The sequence below is a fragment of the Achromobacter sp. Bel genome (genome assembly GCF_012928505.1).
Taxonomy (GTDB): domain Bacteria; phylum Pseudomonadota; class Gammaproteobacteria; order Burkholderiales; family Burkholderiaceae_B; genus Achromobacter.
Genome location: NZ_JABBJN010000033.1, coordinates 33,956 through 57,272, shown reverse-complemented (window position 1 = coordinate 57,272; position 23,317 = coordinate 33,956). Strand labels below are relative to the sequence as shown.

General features: G+C 65.8%; 18 protein-coding genes and 1 pseudogene. 7 read left to right on the top strand and 12 right to left on the bottom strand.

Annotated features, from left to right (window positions below; translation table 11 throughout):
* Positions 1-24 precede the first annotated feature (24 nt).
* The 3 genes from HG262_RS20080 to HG262_RS20070 form a co-directional block, all read right to left on the bottom strand.
* Positions 25-363, bottom strand: coding sequence for a P-II family nitrogen regulator (locus tag HG262_RS20080; RefSeq protein WP_006218942.1), 339 nt, complete (start codon positions 361-363; stop codon positions 25-27).
* Positions 364-481: 118 nt separating this feature from the next.
* Positions 482-2,548: an NAD(+) synthase gene (locus tag HG262_RS20075; RefSeq protein ID WP_169272686.1), complete on the bottom strand. Its 2,067-nt coding sequence runs from the start codon at positions 2,546-2,548 to the stop codon at positions 482-484.
* A gap of 76 nt (positions 2,549-2,624) precedes the next feature.
* Complete coding sequence (locus tag HG262_RS20070) at positions 2,625-3,989, bottom strand: mechanosensitive ion channel domain-containing protein (protein ID WP_169272685.1); 1,365 nt, start codon at positions 3,987-3,989, stop codon at positions 2,625-2,627.
* A gap of 148 nt (positions 3,990-4,137) precedes the next feature.
* On the opposite strand from HG262_RS20070, the gene argH reads away from it, so the two are divergent.
* Both argH and HG262_RS20060 read left to right on the top strand, forming a co-directional pair.
* Entirely contained in the window at positions 4,138-5,559 is a 1,422-nt protein-coding gene (gene argH / locus HG262_RS20065; protein ID WP_169272684.1) for an argininosuccinate lyase, read from the top strand.
* A gap of 366 nt (positions 5,560-5,925) precedes the next feature.
* A complete protein-coding gene (locus HG262_RS20060; protein ID WP_169272683.1) occupies positions 5,926-7,944 on the top strand; it encodes a PEP/pyruvate-binding domain-containing protein in 2,019 nt (672 codons plus the stop codon).
* A gap of 30 nt (positions 7,945-7,974) precedes the next feature.
* Here HG262_RS20060 and HG262_RS20055 read toward each other — a convergent pair whose 3' ends face one another.
* Together HG262_RS20055 and HG262_RS20050 are read right to left on the bottom strand one after the other, a co-directional pair.
* Positions 7,975-9,135, bottom strand: a complete 1,161-nt coding sequence (locus HG262_RS20055; RefSeq protein WP_169272682.1) for a CaiB/BaiF CoA-transferase family protein — start codon at positions 9,133-9,135, stop codon at positions 7,975-7,977.
* A 117-nt stretch (positions 9,136-9,252) separates the two neighbouring features.
* Entirely contained in the window at positions 9,253-10,155 is a 903-nt protein-coding gene (locus HG262_RS20050) for a LysR family transcriptional regulator (RefSeq protein WP_169272707.1), read from the bottom strand.
* A gap of 279 nt (positions 10,156-10,434) precedes the next feature.
* On the opposite strand from HG262_RS20050, the gene HG262_RS20045 reads away from it, so the two are divergent.
* On the top strand, positions 10,435-11,349 hold the full coding sequence (locus tag HG262_RS20045; protein WP_169272706.1) for a tripartite tricarboxylate transporter substrate binding protein: 915 nt from the start codon (positions 10,435-10,437) through the stop codon (positions 11,347-11,349).
* Between the two features lie 58 nt (positions 11,350-11,407).
* The gene (locus HG262_RS20040; RefSeq protein ID WP_169272681.1) at positions 11,408-11,869 is read left to right on the top strand and encodes a MaoC family dehydratase; all 462 of its coding nucleotides are present in this window, start codon (positions 11,408-11,410) and stop codon (positions 11,867-11,869) included.
* 175 nt (positions 11,870-12,044) lie between these two features.
* Here the strand turns inward: HG262_RS20040 and lpdA are convergent, their stop codons facing one another.
* The 6 genes and pseudogenes from lpdA to HG262_RS20010 form a co-directional block, all read right to left on the bottom strand.
* Entirely contained in the window at positions 12,045-13,448 is a 1,404-nt protein-coding gene (gene lpdA / locus HG262_RS20035; RefSeq protein WP_169272680.1) for a dihydrolipoyl dehydrogenase, read from the bottom strand.
* A 2-nt stretch (positions 13,449-13,450) separates the two neighbouring features.
* Entirely contained in the window at positions 13,451-14,800 is a 1,350-nt protein-coding gene (locus HG262_RS20030; protein ID WP_169272679.1) for a dihydrolipoamide acetyltransferase family protein, read from the bottom strand.
* 1 nt (position 14,801) lies between these two features.
* Positions 14,802-15,845, bottom strand: a complete 1,044-nt coding sequence (locus HG262_RS20025; protein WP_169272678.1) for an alpha-ketoacid dehydrogenase subunit beta — start codon at positions 15,843-15,845, stop codon at positions 14,802-14,804.
* Between the two features lie 2 nt (positions 15,846-15,847).
* Positions 15,848-17,080 (bottom strand): 3-methyl-2-oxobutanoate dehydrogenase (2-methylpropanoyl-transferring) subunit alpha, encoded by a 1,233-nt coding sequence (locus HG262_RS20020; protein ID WP_169272677.1) that lies wholly within the window; start codon positions 17,078-17,080, stop codon positions 15,848-15,850.
* A gap of 270 nt (positions 17,081-17,350) precedes the next feature.
* A pseudogene (locus HG262_RS20015) lies at positions 17,351-17,482 on the bottom strand (acyl-CoA dehydrogenase family protein); the annotation flags it as partial.
* A gap of 132 nt (positions 17,483-17,614) precedes the next feature.
* Positions 17,615-18,208, bottom strand: a complete 594-nt coding sequence (locus HG262_RS20010) for a nitroreductase (RefSeq protein WP_169272676.1) — start codon at positions 18,206-18,208, stop codon at positions 17,615-17,617.
* Positions 18,209-18,424: 216 nt separating this feature from the next.
* On the opposite strand from HG262_RS20010, the gene HG262_RS20005 reads away from it, so the two are divergent.
* The 3 genes from HG262_RS20005 (at position 18,425) to HG262_RS19995 (ending at position 22,552) form a co-directional block, all read left to right on the top strand.
* On the top strand, positions 18,425-18,925 hold the full coding sequence (locus HG262_RS20005) for a sigma-70 family RNA polymerase sigma factor (RefSeq protein ID WP_169272675.1): 501 nt from the start codon (positions 18,425-18,427) through the stop codon (positions 18,923-18,925).
* A complete protein-coding gene (locus HG262_RS20000; RefSeq protein WP_169272674.1) occupies positions 18,912-19,937 on the top strand; it encodes a FecR family protein in 1,026 nt (341 codons plus the stop codon). Before HG262_RS20005 ends, HG262_RS20000 begins: the two co-directional genes overlap by 14 nt.
* Positions 19,938-20,224: 287 nt before the next feature.
* A complete protein-coding gene (locus HG262_RS19995; protein ID WP_169272673.1) occupies positions 20,225-22,552 on the top strand; it encodes a TonB-dependent receptor in 2,328 nt (775 codons plus the stop codon).
* 79 nt (positions 22,553-22,631) lie between these two features.
* Here the strand turns inward: HG262_RS19995 and cadR are convergent, their stop codons facing one another.
* Complete coding sequence (gene cadR, locus HG262_RS19990; RefSeq protein ID WP_169272672.1) at positions 22,632-23,066, bottom strand: Cd(II)/Pb(II)-responsive transcriptional regulator; 435 nt, start codon at positions 23,064-23,066, stop codon at positions 22,632-22,634.
* Between the last annotated feature and the right edge of the window lie 251 nt (positions 23,067-23,317).

Genomic DNA, 23,317 nt, shown 5'->3' with positions numbered 1-23,317 from the left:
ACCGCAAGAAAAGACAGGCGAGGCTCACAGGGCCTCTTCGTCGCTTTCGCCGGTGCGGATACGGATGGCTTGTTCGACCGGGCTGACGAAGATCTTGCCGTCGCCGATCTTGCCGGTGCGCGCGGCCTTGACCACGGCCTCGATGGCGGCTTCCACCTGGTCATCGGGCAGCACGACTTCAACGCGGATCTTGGGCAGGAAGTCCACCACGTATTCCGCGCCGCGGTAGAGCTCGGTATGACCTTTCTGACGGCCAAAACCCTTGACCTCGGTCACGGTCAAGCCGCTAACGCCGACTTCGGCCAGCGCTTCGCGGACTTCGTCGAGCTTGAAGGGTTTGATGATGGCGGTGACTTGTTTCACGTTGGTCGTCCTGGGTTTTTGATCTGTTGCGGCGCCTTGCCATGCCGTCGCGGCAGGCAAGGCGCAATGAATAAGAGAATACCACCCGCATCGCGGCGCAGTAGCGGGAGAACCCGTATCAGGCGTCGGGCGCGGCGTCCGGAATACGTTCGGCGTCGCGCATCCACACCACCGATTCGGAATCGCTGGGCGCGCGCCAATCGCCGCGCGGCGACAGCGAACCGCCCGATCCGACCTTCGGCGCGTTCGGCACGCAGGTGCGCTTGAACTGGCTTGTGCGGAAGAACCGGTCCAGGAAGATCTTCAGGTTGCGCTTGATGGCGGCCAGATCGTACTGGTTGCGCGCCACATGGCCGGCATCGGGCCACGCGCCGGCCTCGCGGTCGCGCCAGGCCGCCAGCGCCAGGAAGGCCACCTTGGTCGGCGCAAAACCGTAGCGCAACGTGTAGTACAGGTTGAAATCTTGCAGCTCGTAGGGGCCGATGGCGTCTTCGCTTTTCTGGACCGGCTTGTCGTCGGCGCCGCCAGGCACCAATTCGGGGCTGACGTCCGTGCCCAGCACGTCCAGCAACACCTCGGCGCCCTCCTCGCCCAGGCGGCCGGATTCTGCCACCCAGCGCACCAGGTGCGTGATCAGCGTCTTGGGCACGCTGGCGTTGACGCTGTAGTGCGACATGTGGTCGCCCACGCCGTACGTGCACCAGCCTAGTGCAAGCTCGCTCAGGTCGCCCGTGCCGATGACGATGGCGCCGCTGAAGTTCGCGATCCGGAACAAGTGATTGGTGCGCTCACCCGCCTGCACGTTTTCGAACGTGATGTCGTAGACCGGCTTGCCCTGCGCATAGGGATGGCCCAGGTCCTTCAACATCTGCAGGCAACTGGGGCGGATATCGATCTCGGACGCCGTGCAGCCCACCACCGCCATCAAGCGGCGCGCCTGCTGCAGCGTGCGGGTGCTGGTGGCGAAGCCCGGCATGGTGACGGCCAGGATGTTCGAACGCGGCAGGCCCAGCGTATCCATGGCCTGGGCGCAGACCAGCAGCGCGTGGGTGGAGTCCAGCCCGCCGGAAATGCCGATGACAACCTTGGCCATCTTGCTGGCCGACAGGCGCTGCACCAGCGCCTGCACCTGGATGCTGTAGACCTCTTTGCAGCGGGCGTCCCGGCGCTGCGGATCGGCCGGCACATAGGGAAAGCGCGCCACGCGCCGCTCAAGCGGCAGTTCGGCATCGTCCAGCGGCGGGTTCACCGGCACCGGCACGGCGCGGAACTTGCGCACCTCGTCCTGGTGGCGGCGGACCGATTGGCCGAACGTTGTCTGGCGCATGCGCTCGCGCGACAGGCGATCCAGGTCCACATCCGAGAAAAGCAGGTGGGAATGGTTCAGGAAGCGCTCGGACTCGCCCAGCAGCTCGCCGTTTTCGTAGATCAGCGCCTGGCCGTCCCAGGCCAGGTCGGTGGACGATTCACCGCGCCCGGCCGACGTGTACATATAGGCCGACAGGCAGCGGGCCGACTGCTGCCCCACCAGTTGATGGCGGTATTCGGACTTGCCCACGACGATGTTCGAGGCAGACAGATTCACCAGTACGGTCGCCCCGGCCAGCGCAGCAAACGAAGACGGCGGAATGGGCACCCAGACGTCTTCGCAGATTTCGACGTGGAACTGGAACAGCGGCAGCTTTTCCATCTGGAAGATCAGCTCGGGCCCGAACGGCACCGTATCGCCCAGCAGCCGGATCTCGGTCGCGGCAGCGCAATCGGCGGCGCTGAATTGGCGGGCTTCGTAGAATTCGCCGTAGTTGGGCAGGTAGCTCTTGGGCACCACGCCCAGCACGCGCCCGCCTGCGGCCACCACCGCGCAATTGAACAGCTGGTGCGACACGCGCAGCGGCGCGCCGACGATGACGGCGATATCCAGCTCGGCCGTGGCTTGCACCACCTGGGCGAGTGCCGCCTCGCATTCGTCCAGCAAGGCCTTCTGGTGGAACAGGTCGTCGCAGGTATAGGCCGACAGGCCCAGTTCGGGAAACGCCACCAGCACCGCGCCGCCCTGGGCGGCCTGCTGCGCCAGCTCGATGGTCTGCGCGGCGTTGAATGCGGGGTCGGCGACCCGGCATTCGGGCACGCCGACCGCCACCCGGGCGAAGCCGTGGGAATACAGGTTGAAGAACGGGTTCGACATCGGGGTGATCGCCTGGGTCAATGATGACTGAGTTCCAACCCCCGGATTATCTCACGGCGCCCCGGGGCGCCCCCGCCTAACGGGGCATCTTGCCGTCGGTCAGCCCGCGCTCGGGCGGCATGGCATCCATCGGCGGGGCCAGGGCCTGCCGGTCGCGCTCGCCCGCCAAGGCGGCCTGAACGGCGCCCTCGCGCAGATAGTTGCCCATCGCGCCGATGTCGGCGCCGGACGGCTGCTGGTACAGGCGCAGACCCAGTTCCGGCAGGATGGCCAGCAGGTGGTCGAAGATGTCGCCCTGGATCCGCTCGTACTCTACCCAGGCCGTCACCGCCGTAAAGCAATAGACCTCGACCGGGATGCCGTCCGCCGTGGGCTCCATCATGCGGACCATCATCGCCATGTCCTGGCGGACCTCTTTGTTCTGCTTCAGGAACGCCAGGCCGTAGGCCCGGAACGTGCCAATGTTGGTCAGGCGACGCCGGTTGGCCGGCACGCTGGCCAGTTCGCCCATCGTCTGGTTCGCCTGGGCGATGTCGTGGGTCTTGGCTTGCAAATAGTCGTGCAGCAGACGGAAACGCATCAGGCGCTGCGCTTCGTCGTCGGTCAGGAAACGCACGCTGGAGGCATCGATCCGGAGGGTCCGCTTGATGCGCCGGCCGCCGGATTCGAACATGTGCCGGTAGTTGCGGTAGCTTTCCGAAAACAGCTTGTAGGTGGGCACCGTGGTGACGGTGTTGTCCCAGTTCTGCACCTTGACGGTATGCAGGGCGATGTCCTTGACGAAGCCGTCGGCGTTGGATTGGGGCATTTCAATCCAGTCGCCAATGCGCAGCATGTCGTTGCTGGTCAGTTGCGTGCTGGCCACCAGCGACAGCAGCGTGTCCTTGAACACCAGCAGCAGCACCGCCGACAAGGCGCCCAGGCCCGAGATCATCCATAGCGGCGACCGGTCGATCAGGATGGAAAGCACCAAAACGGTGCATACCGCCATCAGGATCAGCTTGCCAATCTGGATATAGCCCTTGATCGATCGGGTTTGCGCTCGTGTGGTCGCCGAATACGTGTCCTGCCAGGCGCTCAGCACCCCCGAGAACGCGACGAACACGCAGATCCATGCACCCGCATGCGCCAGCCGGCCCACGATGGTCACCGCCCTTTCCACGTGCGGCACCAGGTCGATGCCCATCGACACCACCGCGAACGGCACCGCATACCAAAGGTTCTGATAGGCGCGCCGGCGCTGCAAGGCCTGGTCCCAATCCCCGCGGCCGCTCAGCACCAGCACGCGGTGCGCCAGCAGCAGCACCACGCGGGCGACGACCCACTGGACGAACAGCGCCGTCAGGATCAGCACGCCGATGCCCACCAGCGTCTGCGCCCAGGCCTCGCGCGGCATGTGGGTGTCAAGTTGGGTAACCAGTTCTTCCCATTCCAGGGGCATATGTCGTGTACTCGCTCTAAGTTCTTGAAACTGACTGTGGATTATCCGACAAGTCGCGCCGGTCCGAGGTTCCGGCCCGGCAATATCGGGGTCATGCTACCCCGCCGCGTGCGCCCCATCGGCGGCAGGCCCTATAATTCCGCCCATCATGGCAAACACTCCCTCCTCCGATCAAAACCAGTTCGCCAATAAGGCGCAGGCCTGGTCCGCCCGGTTCTCGGAACCGGTTTCCGAACTTGTAAAACGCTACACGGCGTCCGTGGATTTCGACAAGCGCCTGGCGCGGCACGACATCCAGGGCTCGCTCGCGCATGCGGACATGCTGGCCGCCCAGGGCATCATCGGCGCCCAGGACCTGGCCGACATCCAGCGCGGCATGACCCAGATCCTGTCTGAAATCGACGCCGGCAGCTTCCAATGGCTGCTGGACCTGGAAGACGTACACCTGAACATCGAGAAGCGTCTGGTGGAACTGGTGGGCGATGCGGGCAAGCGCCTGCACACCGGCCGTTCCCGCAACGACCAGGTGGCGACCGACATCCGCCTGTGGCTGCGCGACGAAATCGACAATCTGCAAGACCTGCTGCGCCAGCTGCGTCATGCGCTGGCGGCGGTCGCGCTGGACAACGCCGGCACCATCATGCCGGGCTTCACCCACCTGCAAGTCGCCCAGCCCGTCACGTTCGGCCACCATCTGCTGGCCTACGCCGAAATGTTCGGCCGCGACGCCGAGCGCCTGGCCGACTGCCGCCGCCGCGTGAACCGCCTGCCCTTGGGCGCGGCCGCGCTGGCCGGCACCTCGTTCCCGATCGACCGCGAACGCGTCGCCAAGACGTTGGGCTTCGACGGCGTGTGCCGCAACTCGCTGGACGCCGTTTCCGACCGCGACTTCGCGATCGAATTCTGCGCCGCCGGCGCGCTCATCATGACGCACGTGTCGCGCCTGTCCGAAGAGCTGGTGCTCTGGATGAGTCCGCGCGTGGGCTTCATCGACCTGGCCGACCGCTTCTGCACCGGCAGCTCGATCATGCCGCAAAAGAAGAATCCCGACGTGCCCGAACTGGCCCGCGGCAAGACCGGCCGCGTGAACGGCAACCTGGTCGCCCTCTTGACCCTGATGAAAGGCCAGCCCCTGGCCTACAACAAGGACAACCAGGAAGACAAGGAAGGCCTGTTCGACACCGTGGACACCGTGCGCGACACGCTGACCATCTTTGCCGACATGGCCGCCGGCATCAAAGTGAAGGCCGACAACATGCGCGCCGCCGCCCTGCAGGGCTTCGCCACCGCCACCGACCTGGCCGACTACCTGGTCAAGCGCGGCGTACCCTTCCGCGACGCCCACGAAGTGGTGGCCCACGCCGTGCGCGACTGCGAGCAGCGCGGTTGCGACCTGGCCGACCTGTCCACCGACGAACTGAAGGCCTATCACGCCCAGATCGGTGACGACGTCCACCAGGTGCTGACCCTGGAAGGCTCGGTTGCCGCCCGCAAGCACATCGGCGGCACGGCGCCCGAGCGCGTGGCTGAAGAAGCCAAACGCGTGCTGGCGGAAACGGCCGAAGGCTGATTTCCACTCAGGCTGGAACGAAGACAAGGCCTCCTTTCGGGGGCCTTGTTGCATGGGGCGCCATGACCAGTCGGGGGCATCATTCGAAAAAAAACAGGGACAGCATTTGCTGTCCCTGCGAAAAGGCCCTACAAGAACCCGTTCCGTCGGGCATGCTGACGGTCGGGTTCTCACGTCGCCGGCGCGACTGACAGCCGAACCTGGATTACACGGCAATCGCGCCTCGGCGCGTATCACTGAAATTGGGTATTTGTAAGGCCGTGGGGCGCTCAGGCAAATGACTGGATACAACTGGACACCTCCATCCACGGCGTGGCGGAGGCGCTCCGATATCATCGCAACTCCTTGCGTTCCGCCCACCTTTCCATGCGCCTATCGCTTGCATCCCATTGTCTTGGCCCGCTGCGCCGGCCCAGCCTGATCGTCCTTACCGCACTCGGCCTCGCGGCCGTGGGGATCGGCGCCACCGCCCAGGCGCAAACCGCCCGCAAGCCCTCCCCTTACGAAAACGCACGGCCCTTGCGGCCAGACGAAATCGAAGCGCGCAAGGCCGAAGACGCCAAGCGCGGCGGCCCCGCGTTTCTGGGCCAGATCCGTACCCAGGCGGCATTTCAGCAGTTGGCCCGCGTGTACAACCCGGGCACGCCGCTTGAGATCCCCCATGTGCTGTTCGTGATCGACCGCAAACATGCCGACCGCATCTATTACATCGATACGCCGCGCTATACGCTGCACGAGACCTTCGCCCGCGAACGCCGGCTGCTGCCCGGGGCGGACAAGGCCACGCTGATCGCCCAATACAAGGACCCGCAGCGCCGCCTGCTGTTCGGCACCCTGAGCTGGCAACGCGACCTGCCGGGCTACACCTATGAATTCTGGGAAGGCGACCGGCTGACGCCCGAACTGCTGGCCCTGACCGGGGACCGGCTGCGTGCGACTTTCTACGCGCCGCTGCGCTTCAAGGCCAACTCCACGATGCACGAACAGACCGCGCAAGGCGCAGGCCTGGACTTCGTCACCCAAGAGGCCCTGCTGCGCGAACAGACCTTCCTGCCGTTGAACACCGGGCATGCCATAGGCCGCTTGCGCATCGTGGCCTCGTTGGACGGCACCCACGATCTGGCGCCCACCGACATCCTGGTGCTGGACGAAGTGCCGGTTGCGCTGCCGCCCGTCGCCGGCTTGGTCACGCAACGACCCTCCACCCTGCTGTCGCACGTGAACCTGCTGGCCAAGGGCTGGCGCATCCCGAACGCCTATGTGCGCGATGGGGTAGCCGCGCTACGCCAATACGACGGCCAGTGGGTGGAGCTGGACGTCCTCAGCAATGGCTATCAGGTGCGACCCGTGGCCAAACCCGAAACACCCGCGACCCCGCCTCCCAAGGCGGCCGGCCTGCCTCTGCCCAAGCCCGACCTGACCGTCAAAGCGCTCAAGCCGCTTACCGGCATGGCCACCCGCGACAGCCGCCATTGCGGCGTAAAGGCCGCCAATCTGGGCGCCCTGAAATCCTCCCTGGCGCCCCTGGCCAGCGTGCCGGACGGTTTCTGCATTCCCTTCGCGCAATACGCGGCATTCATGCAACAGTTGCACGTGCCGGAACGCATCGCCGCGCTGGAAAAGCGGCCGGACTTCGCCAGCGACGCCAATGTCCGCCGCAGCGAGCTTGCCGCGCTGCGCCAGGACATCATCCAGGCCCAGCCCGACCCCGCGCTTGCGGCCGCATGGCGCGAACGCTGGCAACAGCAATTGCACGGCCGGGGCGTGTTCGTGCGCAGCTCGTCGAACTCCGAAGACCTGCCCGGATTCAGCGGCGCGGGGCTCTACACCACGGTCCCCAATGTGACGCAAGCCGACGCGCTGCCCAAAGCGGTATTGACGGTCTGGGCATCCATCTACAACTTCGAAGCCTATGAGGCCCGCCGCGCCGCGGGCATCGGCCAGGACGGCGTGGTCATGGCGGTGCTGGTCCAGCAGGCGGCGGCCTCGGACAGCTCGGGCGTGATGATCACGCGCGATCCGTTCGACCCCTCTCGCCGTTATGTGACCTACCTCTCGGCCAAGCGCGGCCTGGGCATCAAGGTCGTGGAAGGCAAGCGTCAAGCGGAACAGCTGATGTATTCCAGCTGGTCCAAGGCTGTGCAGGTGCTGAGCCGGTCGGCCGAAGACACGCAACTGGTCGCGGACAAGGCGGGCGGCGTGCGCGAAGTGCCGATCGAAGGCTCCCGTCAGGTGCTGAACGACGCACTGGTCGCCCGGCTGGCCGCCGTGGGCAGCCAGATCAAGCTGCGCCTGGGCAACGTGGACCAGGACATCGAATGGGCCGTGCAAGGCGACAAGATCCTGATCCTGCAATCCCGGCCCTACGTCGACGGCAGCAAGTAGGATTGCGCCGCGGCGCCCCCGGCAGTCGCGTCAAGCGGGCAGCGTAACGCCCAGTTCGGCCAGGATCGCCTCTGTGTGCTGGCCCAGCGCCGGCACGTCGCCCATCGCCGCCTCCATGCCCGACAGCGTGGCGGGCGGCAGCAAGGCCCGGATGGGCCCCGCCGGCGTGGCGACGTCGCGCCACCGGTCGCGGGCGGCGAACTGCGGATGGTCCCAGACGTCGTGCATGGTGTTCAGCGCGGAATTGGCGATGCCGGCGTCGTCCAGCCGGCGCAGCACTTCTTCGCGCGAGAGCGGCGCGAAGCATGCGGCGATACGGGCATCCAGCGCCTGGCGGTTGGCGACACGCAGCACGTTGGACGAAAAGCGCTCCTCTTGCGCGATAGCCGGGTCCTGCAGCACGCCGGCGCAGAACTGCACCCATTCGCGTTCGTTCTGCAGGCCGAAAATGATGTTCTTGCCGTCGCCCGCCTGATACTGGCCATACGGCGCGATAGCCGGATGCGCCACGCCGTTGCGCGCCGGCGGCGAACCGCCGTAGCGAGCCGCATTCAAGGGGTACGACATCCATTCGGCCAGCGCCTCCAACATGGTGACCTCCACCCGCAGGCCCTCGCCGGTGCGGCCTCGCTGCAGCAAGGCCGTCAAGATGCCGGAATACGCGTACATGCCTGCCGAGATATCGGCAATCGAGATGCCCGTGCGCGCTGGCGCGTCCGGGGTTCCCGTGACCGAGATCAAGCCGGCCGCGGCCTGGATCAGCAGGTCGTAAGCCTTCTTCTCGCGGAAGGGGCCGCTGTCGCCGTACCCGGACACGTCGCACACGATCAGCCGGGGAAACTCCGCGTGCAAGGCGGCAAAGTCCAGCCCCTTGCGCTGCGCCGCCCCCGGGGCCAGGTTCTGGATGAAGACATCGGCGTCGGCCAGCAGCCGCTGCAGCGCGGCGCGCTGGGCCGGTTGTTCAAGATCCAGGCACAGGCTTTCCTTGCCCCGGTTGGCCCACACGAAAAATGAAGACTGGCCGTGCACCGCGGCGTCGTAGCCGCGTGCGAAATCGCCTGTACCGGGGCGTTCGATCTTGATCACGCGGGCGCCCAGGTCCGCCAATTGGCGGCTGGCGAACGGGGCCGCCACGGCATGCTCAAGCGCGACGACGGTGATGCCGTCCAAGGGTTTCAAAGCTGCGGTCATATCGTCCTGCGCGTCCAAGGGCGCCGGCCCGATAGCCGGCCGGCAATGCGAAAAAATTATAGGAACGCCCTGCGCGCCGCGGCCAGTCGATAATTTTTAACCGCGCTTCAAGATTCTCTAATCGCCAGCGTCGGCGGGGGTAAGCTCGGTGACGTAGCCCACGAAATCGCGCGCGAAGACGGGCAACGCCTCCATGCTGCGCATCACCACGCGCTGCTCGCGCACCGCCCACGCCTCTTCGATTTCCACGCCTTCGACCTTGCCCTGCGCCAGCGCCGAAGCGGCGACCGAGCGGGGCACCAGCGAAATGCCCGCGCCCTCTTGCACGCATCGCAGCACCGCATCGAAATTGGGCGCATGCACGCGTACCCGGGGCTTGATGCCCAGTTGTTCGGCCATCTGCTGCAGGTAAAGGAAGTTGCTGCTCTTGCGGCCGATCGCCACGATGTCGTGCGCCAGCGCGGCCTCCAGCGACACGCGCAGGTGCAGTCCCAGCGGATGGCGCGGCGGAATGATGAATAGCAGTTCGTCCTTGCCGTAGGTGATGAATTCCAGGCCGCGCATCTCGATGGCGCCGGCCACCAGCCCCACATCCGCATGCCCGTCCAGCACCGCCTTGACCGTTTCGGCGCTAAGGCGTTCCTCCAGGTCGATGTTGACGTTGGGATAGGCCGCCAGGAACCGGCTCAGCGCCGCAGGCAGGCTGCTCATCGTGCTGCTGTTGGCGAACACGCGGATATGCCCCTCGACACCGTCCGTGTGCCGGCGCATTTCGCCTTGCAGGCGCTCGACATTGGCGAAGATGGTCTGCGCGTAGCGCAGCACGGTCATGCCGGCGGGCGTCAGCGACATGCCCTTCTGCGTGCGCACGAACAGCGGAACCCCCATCGCCTGTTCCAGGTTCTTAAGCCGATAGCTGGCCGATGGCGCCGTCAAATGCAGGTCGGACGCACCGCCCGTCAGGCTCTTGGCCTCGGCGATAGCCATGAAAACACGCAAGTCGGTCAGTTCGTAGCGCAACGCCATCACTCCGCAACCCCCGCCACGCCGGCAAGGAAAGCCACTGTTAGAAAGGTTCTAAGCCGAGGAAAAAACATTCGACTGTTCGCCCCGGATCATCGTCTTTATATTTTGCCGAAACCAGGGAACAAACCCGAAGCCGCCGCCATCCGCCGGGACAACCCGGCGGCATCCGGCAGGCAAAACAATGAACGGAGACAAACCATGCCCCCCCTATCCCGCTGGGCCGCGCCGGCCCGAAAACTGGCCGCGGCCATCGGCCTGCTGGCGGCCGCCCCTATGGTCTGGGCGCAGTCGGGCTTTCCTTCGCGACCGGTAAAGCTGGTGGTGCCCTATGCGGCAGGCGGTCCGACGGACACCTTCGCCCGCGCCCTGGCCGAAAGCTGGGGCCGCCAGGCGGGCACCACGATCATCGTCGAAAACCGCACGGGCGCAGGCACGCTGGTCGGCACGGAAACGGTCGCGAAGGCGACGCCCGACGGCTACACCTTGCTGCTGACCACGGTGGCGCATGCCGTCAACCCGAGCATCCACGCGACACTGCCCTACCGCACCGTCGAGGACTTCGCCCCGGTCGGCCTCGCCGCCAAGGCGCCGCTGGTGCTGGTTGTCAACAAATCCCTGCCGGCGCAGACCCTGCCGGAATTCCTGGCCTATCTGAAATCCCACCCCGGCAAGGTCAACTATGGTTCCGCCGGCATCGGCAGCGCGCCGCACCTGGGCGCCGAACTGGTCAACTACCTGGCCGGCACCCGCGCCATGCATGTGCCCTACCGCGGCAGCGCCCCTGCCATGGCCGACGTCATCGGCGGGCACCTGGAATTCATGATCGACAGCGCCCCCACCGGCCTGGCGCAGGTGCATGCCGGAACCGTGCGCCTCCTGGCGACGTCGATGAGCCAGCGTTTGCCGCAGACGCCCGACACGCCGGCCATTGCCGAAGCCGTTCCCGGCTACGAGGCCTATACCTGGAACGCCGTGTTCGCGCCCGCCGGCACTCCTGCCCCGGTGATCAAGACGCTAACGTCCACCCTGCAAGCGGCGCTTCAGGACGACGCGTTGAAGCGCCGCGCCTACGACATGGGCCTGGTGCTGGAAACCGAGCCCTCGCCCGCCGCGCTGGCCAGCTTCCTGGAAAGCGAACTGAAGAAATGGAGCCAGGTCGCCCGCGCGGCCAACATGACGGCGAATTGACGCGCCGAAGCGCCGATCGCCCCCTCTTTTCGCAACCCATCCCAAACAGGAGCCCGGCATGATCACGCATCAACTGTGCGCCCAGCGCTACTTCGAGGACTTCGAGGTCGGCGAAGTCTTCAACCTGCCCTCCCGCACCATGACCGACGCGCTTTTCGCCGCGTTTCAACTGGCCAGCGGCGACAACCATCCCGTGCATTACGACGTGGAATACTGCCGCGCCCATGGCATGCCGCACATGCTGGCGCACGGTTTCCAGGTAGCCATCCAGACAGCGGCGGGCGCCGGCCTGTTCCCGCACATGGTGGAGGATTCGCTGAAAGCTTTCCTGGAGCAAAGCAGCCGCTTCCTGAAGCCCGTGTTCTCGGGCGACACCTTGTATGCGTCCCTGCGCGTGACCGAGCTGGTGCCCGGCCGCAGCACCGGCGTGCTGACCATGCGCAGCGACGTGCGCAACCAGCACGGCGTGCCGGTGATGGACGGCCAGCAGAAGTACCTGCTGCGCAAACGCCTGGACTGAAAGAGAGAGAGAAGGCCCCCACGCCGCGCACGCGTTGCGTGCTTGCTGCCCCCCAAGGGGGCCTTCTTATCTTGGGGCGGCCCGGCGATAAGAAGGGCCCCCACGCCGCGCACGCGTTGCGTGCTTGCTGCCCCGGCGGACCGGGAGCGCGGTGGCGCAGTGCGGGGGTGGCGCCTCAGATATGCAGCGCGTGGCCCAGCGCCTTCAGCGCCGCTTCCTGCACGGCTTCACCCAAGGTCGGGTGCGCGTGGATGGTGCCGGCCACATCTTCAAGCGTGGCGCCCATTTCCAGCGACTGGCCGAACGCGGTCGACAGTTCCGACACGCCGCGCCCCACCGCCTGCCAACCCACGATCAAGTGGTTGTCGCGCCGGGCCACCACGCGGACAAAGCCGTCGGTGGACTCCAGCGTCATGGCGCGGCCGTTGGCGGCGAACGGGAAGGACGCCGTCAGGCAATCCAGCCCCGCGCTTTCCGCCTCGGCCGGCGACAAGCCCGCCACCACGACCTCGGGATCCGTGAAGCACACGGCAGGGATCGACGCCGGCTGGAAATGCCGGCGTTTGCCCGCCACCAGTTCGGCCACCATTTCGCCCTGCGCCATGGCGCGATGCGCCAGCATGGGTTCGCCGGCGATATCGCCAATGGCCCAGACGTCGCGCATGGACGTGCGGCACTGGTCGTCGATGCGCAGCGCATTGCCCTTGCGGTCGAGCTGCAGGCTTTCCAGCCCCCAGCCCTGCGTGCGCGGACGGCGCCCCACCGCGATCAGCACGCGGTCGGCGGGCAACTGGGTTTCGGCGCCTGAGGCGTCTTGCACCCGCACCGCGTCGCCCGCCCCGTTCAGGCCGAGCACCTTGCGGTTCAGATGCAGCGCCACGCCCATCTTCGCCAACGCGGTGGCCACGGGCTTGGTCAATTCCGCGTCGTAGGTCGGCAGGATGCGGTCTTGCGCTTCCACCACGGCGACTTCCGCGCCCAGCTTGCGGTACACCGTGCCCAGTTCCAGGCCGATGTAGCCGCCGCCGACCACCACCAATTGCTTGGGGATGCTGGCAGGCGACAGCGCTTCGGTGGACGACACCACGATGCCGCCAAACGGCATGGACGCAAGCGGCGTAGGCTCGGAGCCAGCCGCCAGCAGCAGGTGTTCGCACTGAATGCGCAGGCTGCCGCCGTCGGCGGTGGCGACTTCGGCGGTCTTGCCGTCCAGCAAGCTGGCCCAGCCCTGCACCACTTGCACGCCGTTCTTCTTCAACAGCGCGGCCACGCCGCCCGTCAGCTTGCCGACAATGCCGTCTTTCCATGCCACGGTCTGCGCGATATCGATCGCCGGCGTCTGCACCGAGATGCCCAGCGGCGACTTGTCCGCATAGTGGCGCGCCTTGTCGAATTCCTCGGCCGCATGGATCAGCGCCTTGGAAGGGATGCAGCCGATGTTCAGGCACGTGCCGCCCAACTGGCCGCCTTCGACCAGAATGGTCGGCACGCCCAATTGGCCGGCGCGGATGGCGGCCACGTAGCCGCCGGGGCCGCCGCCGATCACCAGCAATGTCGTTGTCTTTGTGATCTGGCTCATGCTTACTCCACGAAAAGCAGCGCGGGTTGTTCCAGCAGCGCGCGCACCGCCTGGATGAAGCGCGCCGCGTCCATGCCGTCCACCACGCGGTGGTCGAAGGACGACGACAGGTTCATCAGCTTGCGCGCCACCACGGCGCCGTTGCGGAAAGCGGGCCGCTCGACGATGCGGTTCACGCCCACGATACCGACTTCGGGATGGTTGATCACCGGTGTCGTGACGATGCCGCCCAAGGGGCCCAGGCTGGTGATGGTGATGGTCGAACCGGACAGTTCGTCGCGCCCCGCGGTGCCGTTGCGCACGGCCTGGGCCAGCCGGCCGATCTCGGCCGCCATGGACCAGAGGTCGCGCGCCTCGGCGTGGCGCATCACCGGCACCATCAGCCCGCCGTCGCTTTGCGTGGCGATGCCGATGTGCACGGCGCCGTACCGCGTCACCACGCCGCCTTCGTCGTCATAGCGCGCATTGATCTGCGGGAAGTCCCGCAGCGCCACGACCATGGCCCGCGCCAAGAGCGGCAGCAGCGTCAGCTTGCCGCGCGAATCGCCCCACTTCAGGTTGAGCTGGACGCGCAGATCCTCCAGTTCGGTCACATCGATTTCCTCGACATAACTGAAGTGCGGGATGCGGCGCTTGGATTCCGCCATCTTCTGCGCGATCTTCCTGCGCAGGCCGATGACGGGCACGGCTTCCTCGTCATTGCGCTGCACATAGGCCGAGCCGCCGCGCACGGCGCCGCCTGACCCCTGCGACTGCAGATAGGCATCCAGATCTTCGTGCATGATCCGGCCGGCCGGGCCGCTGCCTTGCACGTAGCGCAGCTCAAGCCCCAAATCCCACGCGCGCTTGCGCACGGCGGGCGAGGCCAGCGGCTTATCGCCCGGCTGGCGCGCCACGACGGGCGCGGCGGCCACGGCGGGACGCGAGGCGATGGGTTGCGGCTGGGCCGACGCCGGACTTGCCGGCTGCGACACGGATACCGCAATCTGGCCGGCGATGCCGCCGGCAGCCGCCTTGGCGGCACCGTCCGTCTTGGCGGGCGCGGGGGCCTCGGCTGCGGCAGGCGCCGCCTTCTGCGGCGTCGCTGAACCGGCGCGGACGTTGCCCTCGCCTTCCACTTCCAGGCGGATCAGTTCTCCGCCCACGGCCATGACCTGGCCCACGTCGCCGCCCAGCGCGACCACCTTGCCGACCACGGGCGACGGGATTTCGACCGTGGCCTTGTCGGTCATCACATCGGCCAGCGGCTGGTCCTCGGCAACGGTATCGCCCACCTTGACATGCCAACCCACCAGTTCGACCTCGGCAATGCCCTCGCCGATGTCAGGCATCTTGATGATATGGATTCCCATCTCAGACCTCCATCGCGCGTTTGAACGCTTCGCCGACCCGGCGCGGGCCGGGGAAGTACGCCCACTCCTGCGCATGCGGGTAGGGCGTGTCCCAACCGGTCACGCGCTCGACGGGCGCCTCCAGGTGATGGAAGCAGTGTTCTTGCACCAGCGAAATCAGCTCCGCGCCATACCCGCAGGTGCGCGTGGCTTCGTGCACCACTACGCAACGGCCGGTCTTCTTCACCGAGTTCACGATGGTTTCCAGATCCAGCGGCCAAAGGCTGCGCAGATCGATGACTTCGGCATCGATCCCGGTCTCTTCCGCGGCGGTCAACGAGACATACACCGTGGTGCCGTAGGTCAGCACTGTCAGCGCCTTGCCCGGCCGGACGATGGCGGCGGTGTCCAACGGCACCGTGTAGTAGCCGGTGGGCACCACGCTGCCCGGACGCCCGGTCCACGGCGTCACCGGACGGTCGTGGTGACCGTCGAAGGGGCCGTTGTAGAGCCGCTTGGGTTCCAGGAAAATCACCGGATCATCGTTCTCGATCGACGCGATCAGCAAGCCCTTGGCGTCATAGGGGTTGGACGGCATCACCGTGCGCAGCCCGCAGACCTGCGTGAACATGGCTTCGGGACTCTGGCTATGCGTCTGCCCCCCGTAAATGCCGCCGCCGCAAGGCATGCGGATGGTCATCGGGGCGATGAACTCGCCCACCGAGCGGTAGCGCAGGCGCGCGGCTTCCGACACGATCTGGTCGGAGGCGGGGTAGAAATAGTCGGCGAACTGGATCTCGCACACGGGACGCAGGCCATAGGCGCCCATGCCCACCGCCACGCCCACGATGCCGCCTTCGGAGATCGGCGTGTCGAACACGCGCGAGCTACCGTACTTGGTCTGCAAGCCCTCGGTGCACCGGAAGACGCCGCCGAAATACCCGACGTCCTGGCCAAACACCACCACGTTGTTGTCACGCTCCAGCATCACATCCATGGCCGAGCGCAATGCCTGGATCATGGTCATCGGCGACGAGGCCGGACCAGCGTTGTTGTCAATTGCCATGATCAGACTCCGAGCTGCTGGCGCTGCCGGCGCAGATGCTCCGGCATGTCTTTGTAGACGTCTTCAAAGATGCTGGCCGCGCTGGGGACGTGTCCGTCCACCAGCGTGCCGTAGCTTTCCGCTTCCTTCTGGGCCGCGACGATCTCGGCGTCGAGTTCGGCGCGCACGGCATCGTGTTCGGCGTCGGACCAGATGCCCAGCCCGATCAGGTGCTTCTTGAAGCGCTCGATCGGATCGCCCAGCGGGAAGTGCGCCCAGTCGTCGCCGGGGCGGTACTTGGACGGGTCGTCGGAGGTCGAGTGCGGACCGGCGCGGTACGTCACCCATTCGATCAGGGTCGGGCCCAGGTTGCGGCGGGCGCGTTCGGCGGCCCAGCGCGAGGCGGAATAGACCGCCAGGAAATCATTGCCGTCCACCCGCAGCGACGCGATGCCGCAGCCCACGCCGCGGCCCGCGAAGGTCGCGCCTTCGCCGCCGGCGATCGCCTGGAAAGTGGAAATGGCCCACTGGTTGTTGACCACGTTCAGGATGACCGGCGCACGATACACATGCGCGAACGTCAGCGCCGTGTGGAAGTCGGCCTCGGCCGTGGCGCCGTCGCCGATCCAGGCCGACGCGATGCGCGTGTCGCCCTTGATGGCGGAGGCCATCGCCCAACCCACCGCCTGGATGAACTGCGTAGCCAGGTTGCCGGAAATGGTGAAGAAGCCGTTTTTCCGGTCCGAGTACATCACCGGCAGTTGGCGGCCCTTGAGCGGGTCGCGTTCGTTCGACATCAGCTGGCACATCATGGTGACCAGCGATACGTCGCGCGACAGCAGGATGCTCTGCTGGCGGTAGGTCGGGAAACACATGTCGCCCTGCTCCAGCGCCAGCGCATGCGCCGTGCCGATGGCTTCTTCGCCCAGGCTCTGCATGTAGAACGAGATCTTCTTCTTGCGCTGCGCGGTCAGCATGCGGCCGTCGAAGATCCGCGTCTTCAGCATGGCCCGCATGCCGGCGCGCAGCTGATCATTGCTGATCTCGGGCGCCCACGGCCCGACCGCGCGGCCGTCGTCGTCGATCACCCGGACAAGGCTGTACGCCAGTCCGCCGGTATCGACCGCGGCAACATCAATGGGGGGTTTGGGCACCTCGCCAGGCGGCGACAGATGCAGATAGGAAAAGTCGGTCTTGCAACCCGGACGCCCTGTGGGCTCGGGGACGTGCAACTTCAGCGGCCCATATTGGCTCATATATTGTCTCCACGCTTGATCGTGTCATGCGTTTTCTTCCTACCAAGGAGACGGCTCAAGGGGGTAGCCTCGAACCGCACCATCGCCGGCCCGCTTGCAGGATGAACGCAGGCGGCCGGTTAACGACAATAGCACAGCCGCCCCCGCCGTTGGGCGACCTGAATGGCGGCAAGCATCCGCGGGCGGTTACCTGCCGCGGCGCCAATGGCGGCGCGGGTCCGGACCGGCCGCCCGCGCCAATCCTGCGCGTGCGAAGCGTTCAGAATGCGTTCACGCGGCAGCCCGTAGCACGTCGCGGGCGATGATGATCTTCTGCACTTCGCTGGCCCCCTCGTAGATACGCAGCGCGCGGATTTCGCGGTACAGGCTATCAGCCGGTTCCACCAAGAGGTGGCCAGCGCCCTGCCCCAGGTCAAGGCGGGCAAGCTGCGCGCCGAAAGGCACGCCGCGTCCAGGGGTGGACCGCCTGAACCAGAGCATGCACGACGCGTCGGCCATGCCGGGGGTTGTGAAGCGGCTGGCGAGCGACCGCGTTCAGACCGGGCCGGTCCACTCCGTAACGAAGTCGCGGTAGTCGGGGCGGTTGGCCGGCGGCACGGCGCAACCCGGCGTGCCGATGGCCAGATAGCCCAGGAAACGGTAGTCCAGCGAATCCAGTCCCAGCGCGTTCTGCACGTCTTCGACGTAGGTGCCGACCCCGGTGCTCCAGAACGCACCGTAGCCCAGCATGTGCACGGCGTTCAGGATGTTCATGACCGAGCAGCCGGTGGCCAGCAGTTGCTCGTGTTCGGGGATTTTGGTGTTGTCGTGCGCAATCTTCTGCGCCACGGCGATGAACAGCGGCACGCCGGCCATCCATTCGCGCACCGACTTTTCCTTTTCAGGCGTCATGCGCGGGTCGCCGCTGCGCTTGACCGCTTCCAGCGCCACATCCGCCAGCTTGCCGATGGCCTCGCCCTGGATCACGACAAAACGCCACGGGCGCAGCGCGCCATGGTCGGGGGCCGACATGGCGGCTTGCAGAATCTGTTCGATCTCGTCGGGCTTGGGCGCCGGGCCCCGCAGGAACTTCACGGAACGGCGCGTGGTCAGGGCGTGCAGCGGAGTGGCGGTAGTGGTTACGGTCATTGATTCGGGCGCAAATGGGAAAGAAACAGATTCTCATATTACGCCAAGTCCCCGCCCGTCTGCGCCATTCCCGCCGCCGTCAGAGGTCATTCCATCTGAATGCCCGCACCGCTGGGCCGGTTGTCCCTGCCCTGCCCCACACACCGCTCGAATTCACCCAAACATACGAATGCATATTAGAATCAATAACCATTTTTCTTGTCCAAGCGTTTTCTCATGTCCCTTCCCCCCAAGGCCAGGAAAGACTGGCTCGCCCATTACGCTGACATGATCGGCAAGTGGCGCGGACGAGGACGCGAGGATGGCGAAGACGCCATGCACGATACCGTGCTTGGCATGCTGGAAGGCGATGTCGCGGCGATCTATGACCCCCGCGCATACATGTCCCGCGGCACCTCCAACCGCCTGGTGAGCTGGCATCGGCACATCAACACGCTGGACATCACGTCACTGGACGACATGCCCGGAGGTGAGCATCCCGCCACCCCGCCGGCCGACAACGGCATCCGGTTCCAGCAACTTGCCGACGAGCTCGTCCGTGCGCTCGAAGACCTGCCCCCCAAGTGCCGGCAGGTCTACCTCAGGTGCCGCCTGGAAGGATGGACGCACACCGAAATCGCCCAGGAAATGGGCATCTCGCGCAGCATGGTGGAAAAATACATGACGCGCTCCGTGCGCCACATCAACGATCGGCTGCAACACCATGCCCCTCTCTGATACCGGCCGTGCCGGCAAGTCCTCGCATACGAGCGGCCCCGACGCGCTTGACCCGCCGCGCGACGCGGCCCATTGGTTCTCGCGCATGCATTCCGGCGAAGCCACGGACTTGGATCGGCAGGCATTCGCGGCCTGGCGCAGCGCCGATCCTGCCCATGAGCGCCAATATCGCGAACTGAGCGCTCAATGGGATGCGATGCTGTCGGTCTCCCACACGCGCCTGCGTGGCCTGATGCAAGCGTCGATGGCCGACTCCAGGCCGCCGCCGATGTCGCGACGGCGCTTCGCGGCGGGAATGGCGGCAGCCTGTTCGCTGCCGGTCGTGGCGGGTATTCTCGCGGCGCCCTACGTCTTTGACCACGACGAAAAAGTGATCAATTTTGCGACCCGCAAAGGCGAACGGCGGCAAGTCGCCCTGCCGGACGGCTCCACGCTGCACCTGAACGGCGACACCCGCCTCGTCGCGCGCTTCGGGGCTGGCGAACGCCGGGTGGAATTGGCGCAAGGCGAGGCCTTTTTCGACGTCCACCATGATGCGTCGCGGCCGTTTCTCGTGCTGGGCGGCGTCGGCCAAGTCACGGTGACAGGCACGCGTTTCAACGTGCGTCGCGACAGCGAAACCTTGCAGGTCAGCGTCGAATCGGGTTCCGTGCGGCTGGAATCGGGCCCCTGGTGGCGCCAGAGCGAACGCCGCCTGACCGCGGGCCAACAGGCCATTGCTTATGGAGGCGACACATTAAGCGAGGTCACGCAGGTCAACATCCAGAATCTTGTCGCCTGGCAACGCGGCAAGATCATCTTCAACAATATCCCCCTGGCCACGGTCATCAGCGAGATGAACCGCTACCTGCCGCGGCCCGCACGTCTTGAAGCGCCTGAACTCGGCCAGCATCGCATCTCGGGTGTCTTCAGCGTAGACGACCCGCTGGCCATGATCGATGCCCTCCCCGCCATCGCCCCCGTGTCCGTGGATCGCCTTCCGGACGGCGGAATACGCGTCACCGCGCGCTGACCCGCCGCACGCGCGGCCGACCGGAACGGATCATCTAAATGTAACTAAAACGTTACACAATAATAGCGATTCTTATTCCGGTTTCAACCCTGCTCATGCGTCTAGAGAGGAAGGGGCGGACCTGCCCAGCGCATTCCACCCGCCGTCTTCCGTAACCTGCACGCCTCGTTTGCGCGCCTCCGACCGAGCTATCGATCTTGAACCACGTATCTGCCCGACCTCTATTGCGCGTGCCTCCGCGCGTTGCTCTCAGCGCACTTGCCTTCTCGCTATCACTCGTCTTCGGCATGACGCCCCCCGTCAAGGCCCAGGAAGCGCCTGTCAGCGTCAACATCCCGGCGCAGCCATTGGGCGATGCGCTGTTGCAGTTAGGTGCGCAGACCTCCTTGCAGATCTTCTATTCCCAGGATGTGCTCGCCGGCCAGACCGCGCGCGCCATTTCCGGCAACCTCTCGCCAGAGGAGGCCTTGCGCCAACTGCTGCAAGGGACGGGTATCGCGTACACGCGCAAGGGCAACAACGTCACCTTGTCGCGCGCGAAGGCAGCCGCAGATACCGTGCAACTCGAAGCAGTGACAGTGACCGCCGGCATTCTTGGCACCCTTGCCGAACCGTACGCGGGCGGCCAGGTCGCCACGGGCGGCAGCCTGGGCTTGCTCGGTTCCGAGGACGTGATGGACACGCCGTTCAGCACCGTCAACTACACCTCTGAACTGCTTTACGATCAGCAGGCTCGCACCCTGGCCGACGTTGTCGTCAATGACGCCTCGGTCCGCAACCTGACGTCAAGCGGCGGCTTCGGCGAAGACTTCCAGATACGCGGCTTTGCCGTCGGCAGCGGCGACGTCAGCGTCAACGGTTTGTATGGCCTGGTGTCGTCCAGCCGCGTGCCCGTGCAAATCCTGGAGCGCGTGGAAGTGCTTAAAGGCCCCGGCGCCTTCATGCGCGGGATCCCGCCCAATGGCAGCATCGGCGGCGCGATCAACGTCGTGACCAAGCGCGCCGACGACGAACCGCTAGCGCGCGCCACGCTGGGTTACGCCAGCAAGGCCAACCTTACCGCTCAGCTTGATCTGGGCCAACGTTTCGGCGAAGACAATGCCTGGGGCTTGCGCTTTAACGGCGTCAAGCGCGGCGGGGAGTCGACGCTGCGCGACGGCAAGCAAGGCCTGGACATGGCCGCGCTGGGCATCGACTACCGCGGCACGCGCCTGCGCTGGTCGGCCGACGCCATTCACCAGGAAGACGTGATCGAGAACTTCCGTTCACAGATTGGCTGGCAGCCGACCGTGACGGCATTGCCCGCGCCGCCCGACGGCGACATCAACTTCTATCCCGGCACCCGCCTATCGCAACGCGACAGCACGATTATGTCGCGCCTGGAATATGACTTCACCGACAACCTGACCGGACACATCGCGGCGGGGTATCGGGAAGGCAAGGTACGGCAGGTTTTCCCCGTCACCGTCAACGCAGCCGGCGCTCGCCAATCCGTGGATCAAGACGGCAACTTCAACGTCATGACCACCTACTACGACTCGTATTCCAAAACGAGCAGCGGCGATACCGGCTTGACTGCCCGCTTCAACACCGGCAGCGTCAAGCATCGCGTCGCGCTGGGCGCCACCTATCTGAATCAGGAAGCGGGCAACGCCTATTCGACGGGGTCGGCGATTGTGGCCTCCAACATCTACGATCCCACGCCTATCCCCGACGGCCCCTCGGTGCGCCTGACGCCGCAGAAAGCGTCCGACACCACGCTGACCAGCTTCGCCCTGGCCGACACGCTCTCTTTTGCCCAGGATCGCATCCTGTTGACCGCGGGCGTGCGCCACCAAAGGGTCCAGGTCGATAGCTACAACACCACCACGGGCGCGCGCACCAGTGGCTACCGGGCCAGCGCCAATTCCCCCATCGGCGGCATTGTCGTCAAGCCGCTGCACAACGTATCGGTCTATGCCAACTTCGCCGAAGGCCTGACCCGTGGCACGATCGTGGGCGACACGTACGAAAACCGGGGCGCCGTCCTCGCGCCTTACAAGTCCAAGCAATACGAAACCGGCGTAAAGGTGGACTGGGACGGCAACATCACCACCACCCTGGCCCTCTTCCAGATCGCGCGCCCTTCCGGACAGGCCAACGACAACAACGTCTACGGCTATTTCGGAGAACAACGCAACCGCGGCCTGGAGCTCACCGGCTATGGGGAAATCACTCGCGGGCTTCGCCTGATGGCAAGCGCCGCCTACATCAACAGCGAACTCACCAAGACCCCCGGCGGCGTGAGCCAGGGCAACCGTCCGGCAGGCGTCCCCGCCAGCACCTACAACCTGGGCCTGGATTGGGATACTCCGTGGGTGCAGGGCCTCAGCCTGAATGGCCGTGCCATCCGCACGTCGTCCGTCTACCTCAACAACACGAACACGCTCCGTCTGCCGGGCTATACGCGCTTCGATCTCGGCGCCCGTTACGCCACCACGATCGCCGGCAAGGACGTCGTGTTCCGCGCCAACGTCGAGAACGTCGCCGACAAGAAGTACTGGCTGGCATCCGGATCATTCGTGACGAACGCGGCGGGCAGGACGTACATCCTGTCGGCCTCGATCAATTACTGATCAGGCGGACACATGCAATGGGGCGCCGGCGATGCCGGCGCCCCATTGCACCCACGGAGCCTCGGACTTCACGCGGGGGTCATCCCAGATGCGTATGCCGCTCCGGGCGCGCTTCCACCTGCATTTCCGACAAACCGTGCAAGATCCCGCAATCTTCGGTGTCGGGCCGCGCCGACAGACAACGCTGCCGCAATTCGGTCAGTTGTGTCTTCAATTGCGTCAGTTCGGCGATGCGTTCATCCACGTGTGAGATGTGCTCGTCGAACAGCTCGTTAATGGGGCCGCACCCGGTCTGATGGTTGTCGGCCAGCGACAGGATGGCGCGGATTTCGTCTTGCGTCATGTCCAGCGCCCGGCAGTTCCGGATCAGCCGCAGCCGCTCCAGATGGGGTTGCCCGTAACTGCGGTAATTGTTCAGCCCGCGTTCCGGGGCGGGCAGCAGCCCTTCTTTCTCGTAGTACCTGACGGTTTCGACGGTGGTGCCCGCCGCCGTGGCCAATTCGCCAATACGCATCGCGCCTCCCTGGATCGCATCCGATGGAAATTAAGGGGTTGACCCTATAGTAACTCCAAGGTGTGGAATACGGCCATCAGCTTACATAAGGCGAAGAAGATGTCCCTCCCTCCAGTCAAAATCCACGAATCCCTGCCCCCGGGCCAAGACGGCGCCTGCTGCGGCGGGCATGGCAAGGCGGGGCACGATCACGCGGCCGGCGGCGCGGACCACGGGCATTCGCACGATCACGATCACGGTCACGGCCATGA

Excerpts from the sequence above, each read along its gene's own strand:
- HG262_RS20075 (WP_169272686.1), bottom strand. The coding sequence starts at position 2,548 with ATGTCGAACCCGTTCTTCAACCTGTATTCCCACGGCTTCGCCCGGGTG.
- HG262_RS20070 (WP_169272685.1), bottom strand. The coding sequence starts at position 3,989 with ATGCCCCTGGAATGGGAAGAACTGGTTACCCAACTTGACACCCACATG.
- argH (WP_169272684.1), top strand. The coding sequence starts at position 4,138 with ATGGCAAACACTCCCTCCTCCGATCAAAACCAGTTCGCCAATAAGGCG.
- HG262_RS20060 (WP_169272683.1), top strand. The coding sequence starts at position 5,926 with ATGCGCCTATCGCTTGCATCCCATTGTCTTGGCCCGCTGCGCCGGCCC.
- HG262_RS20055 (WP_169272682.1), bottom strand. The coding sequence starts at position 9,135 with ATGACCGCAGCTTTGAAACCCTTGGACGGCATCACCGTCGTCGCGCTT.
- HG262_RS20045 (WP_169272706.1), top strand. The coding sequence starts at position 10,435 with ATGGTCTGGGCGCAGTCGGGCTTTCCTTCGCGACCGGTAAAGCTGGTG.
- HG262_RS20040 (WP_169272681.1), top strand. The coding sequence starts at position 11,408 with ATGATCACGCATCAACTGTGCGCCCAGCGCTACTTCGAGGACTTCGAG.
- lpdA (WP_169272680.1), bottom strand. The coding sequence starts at position 13,448 with ATGAGCCAGATCACAAAGACAACGACATTGCTGGTGATCGGCGGCGGC.
- HG262_RS20030 (WP_169272679.1), bottom strand. The coding sequence starts at position 14,800 with ATGGGAATCCATATCATCAAGATGCCTGACATCGGCGAGGGCATTGCC.
- HG262_RS20025 (WP_169272678.1), bottom strand. The coding sequence starts at position 15,845 with ATGGCAATTGACAACAACGCTGGTCCGGCCTCGTCGCCGATGACCATG.
- HG262_RS20020 (WP_169272677.1), bottom strand. The coding sequence starts at position 17,080 with ATGAGCCAATATGGGCCGCTGAAGTTGCACGTCCCCGAGCCCACAGGG.
- HG262_RS20010 (WP_169272676.1), bottom strand. The coding sequence starts at position 18,208 with ATGACCGTAACCACTACCGCCACTCCGCTGCACGCCCTGACCACGCGC.
- HG262_RS20005 (WP_169272675.1), top strand. The coding sequence starts at position 18,425 with ATGTCCCTTCCCCCCAAGGCCAGGAAAGACTGGCTCGCCCATTACGCT.
- HG262_RS20000 (WP_169272674.1), top strand. The coding sequence starts at position 18,912 with ATGCCCCTCTCTGATACCGGCCGTGCCGGCAAGTCCTCGCATACGAGC.
- HG262_RS19995 (WP_169272673.1), top strand. The coding sequence starts at position 20,225 with ATGACGCCCCCCGTCAAGGCCCAGGAAGCGCCTGTCAGCGTCAACATC.
- cadR (WP_169272672.1), bottom strand. The coding sequence starts at position 23,066 with ATGCGTATTGGCGAATTGGCCACGGCGGCGGGCACCACCGTCGAAACC.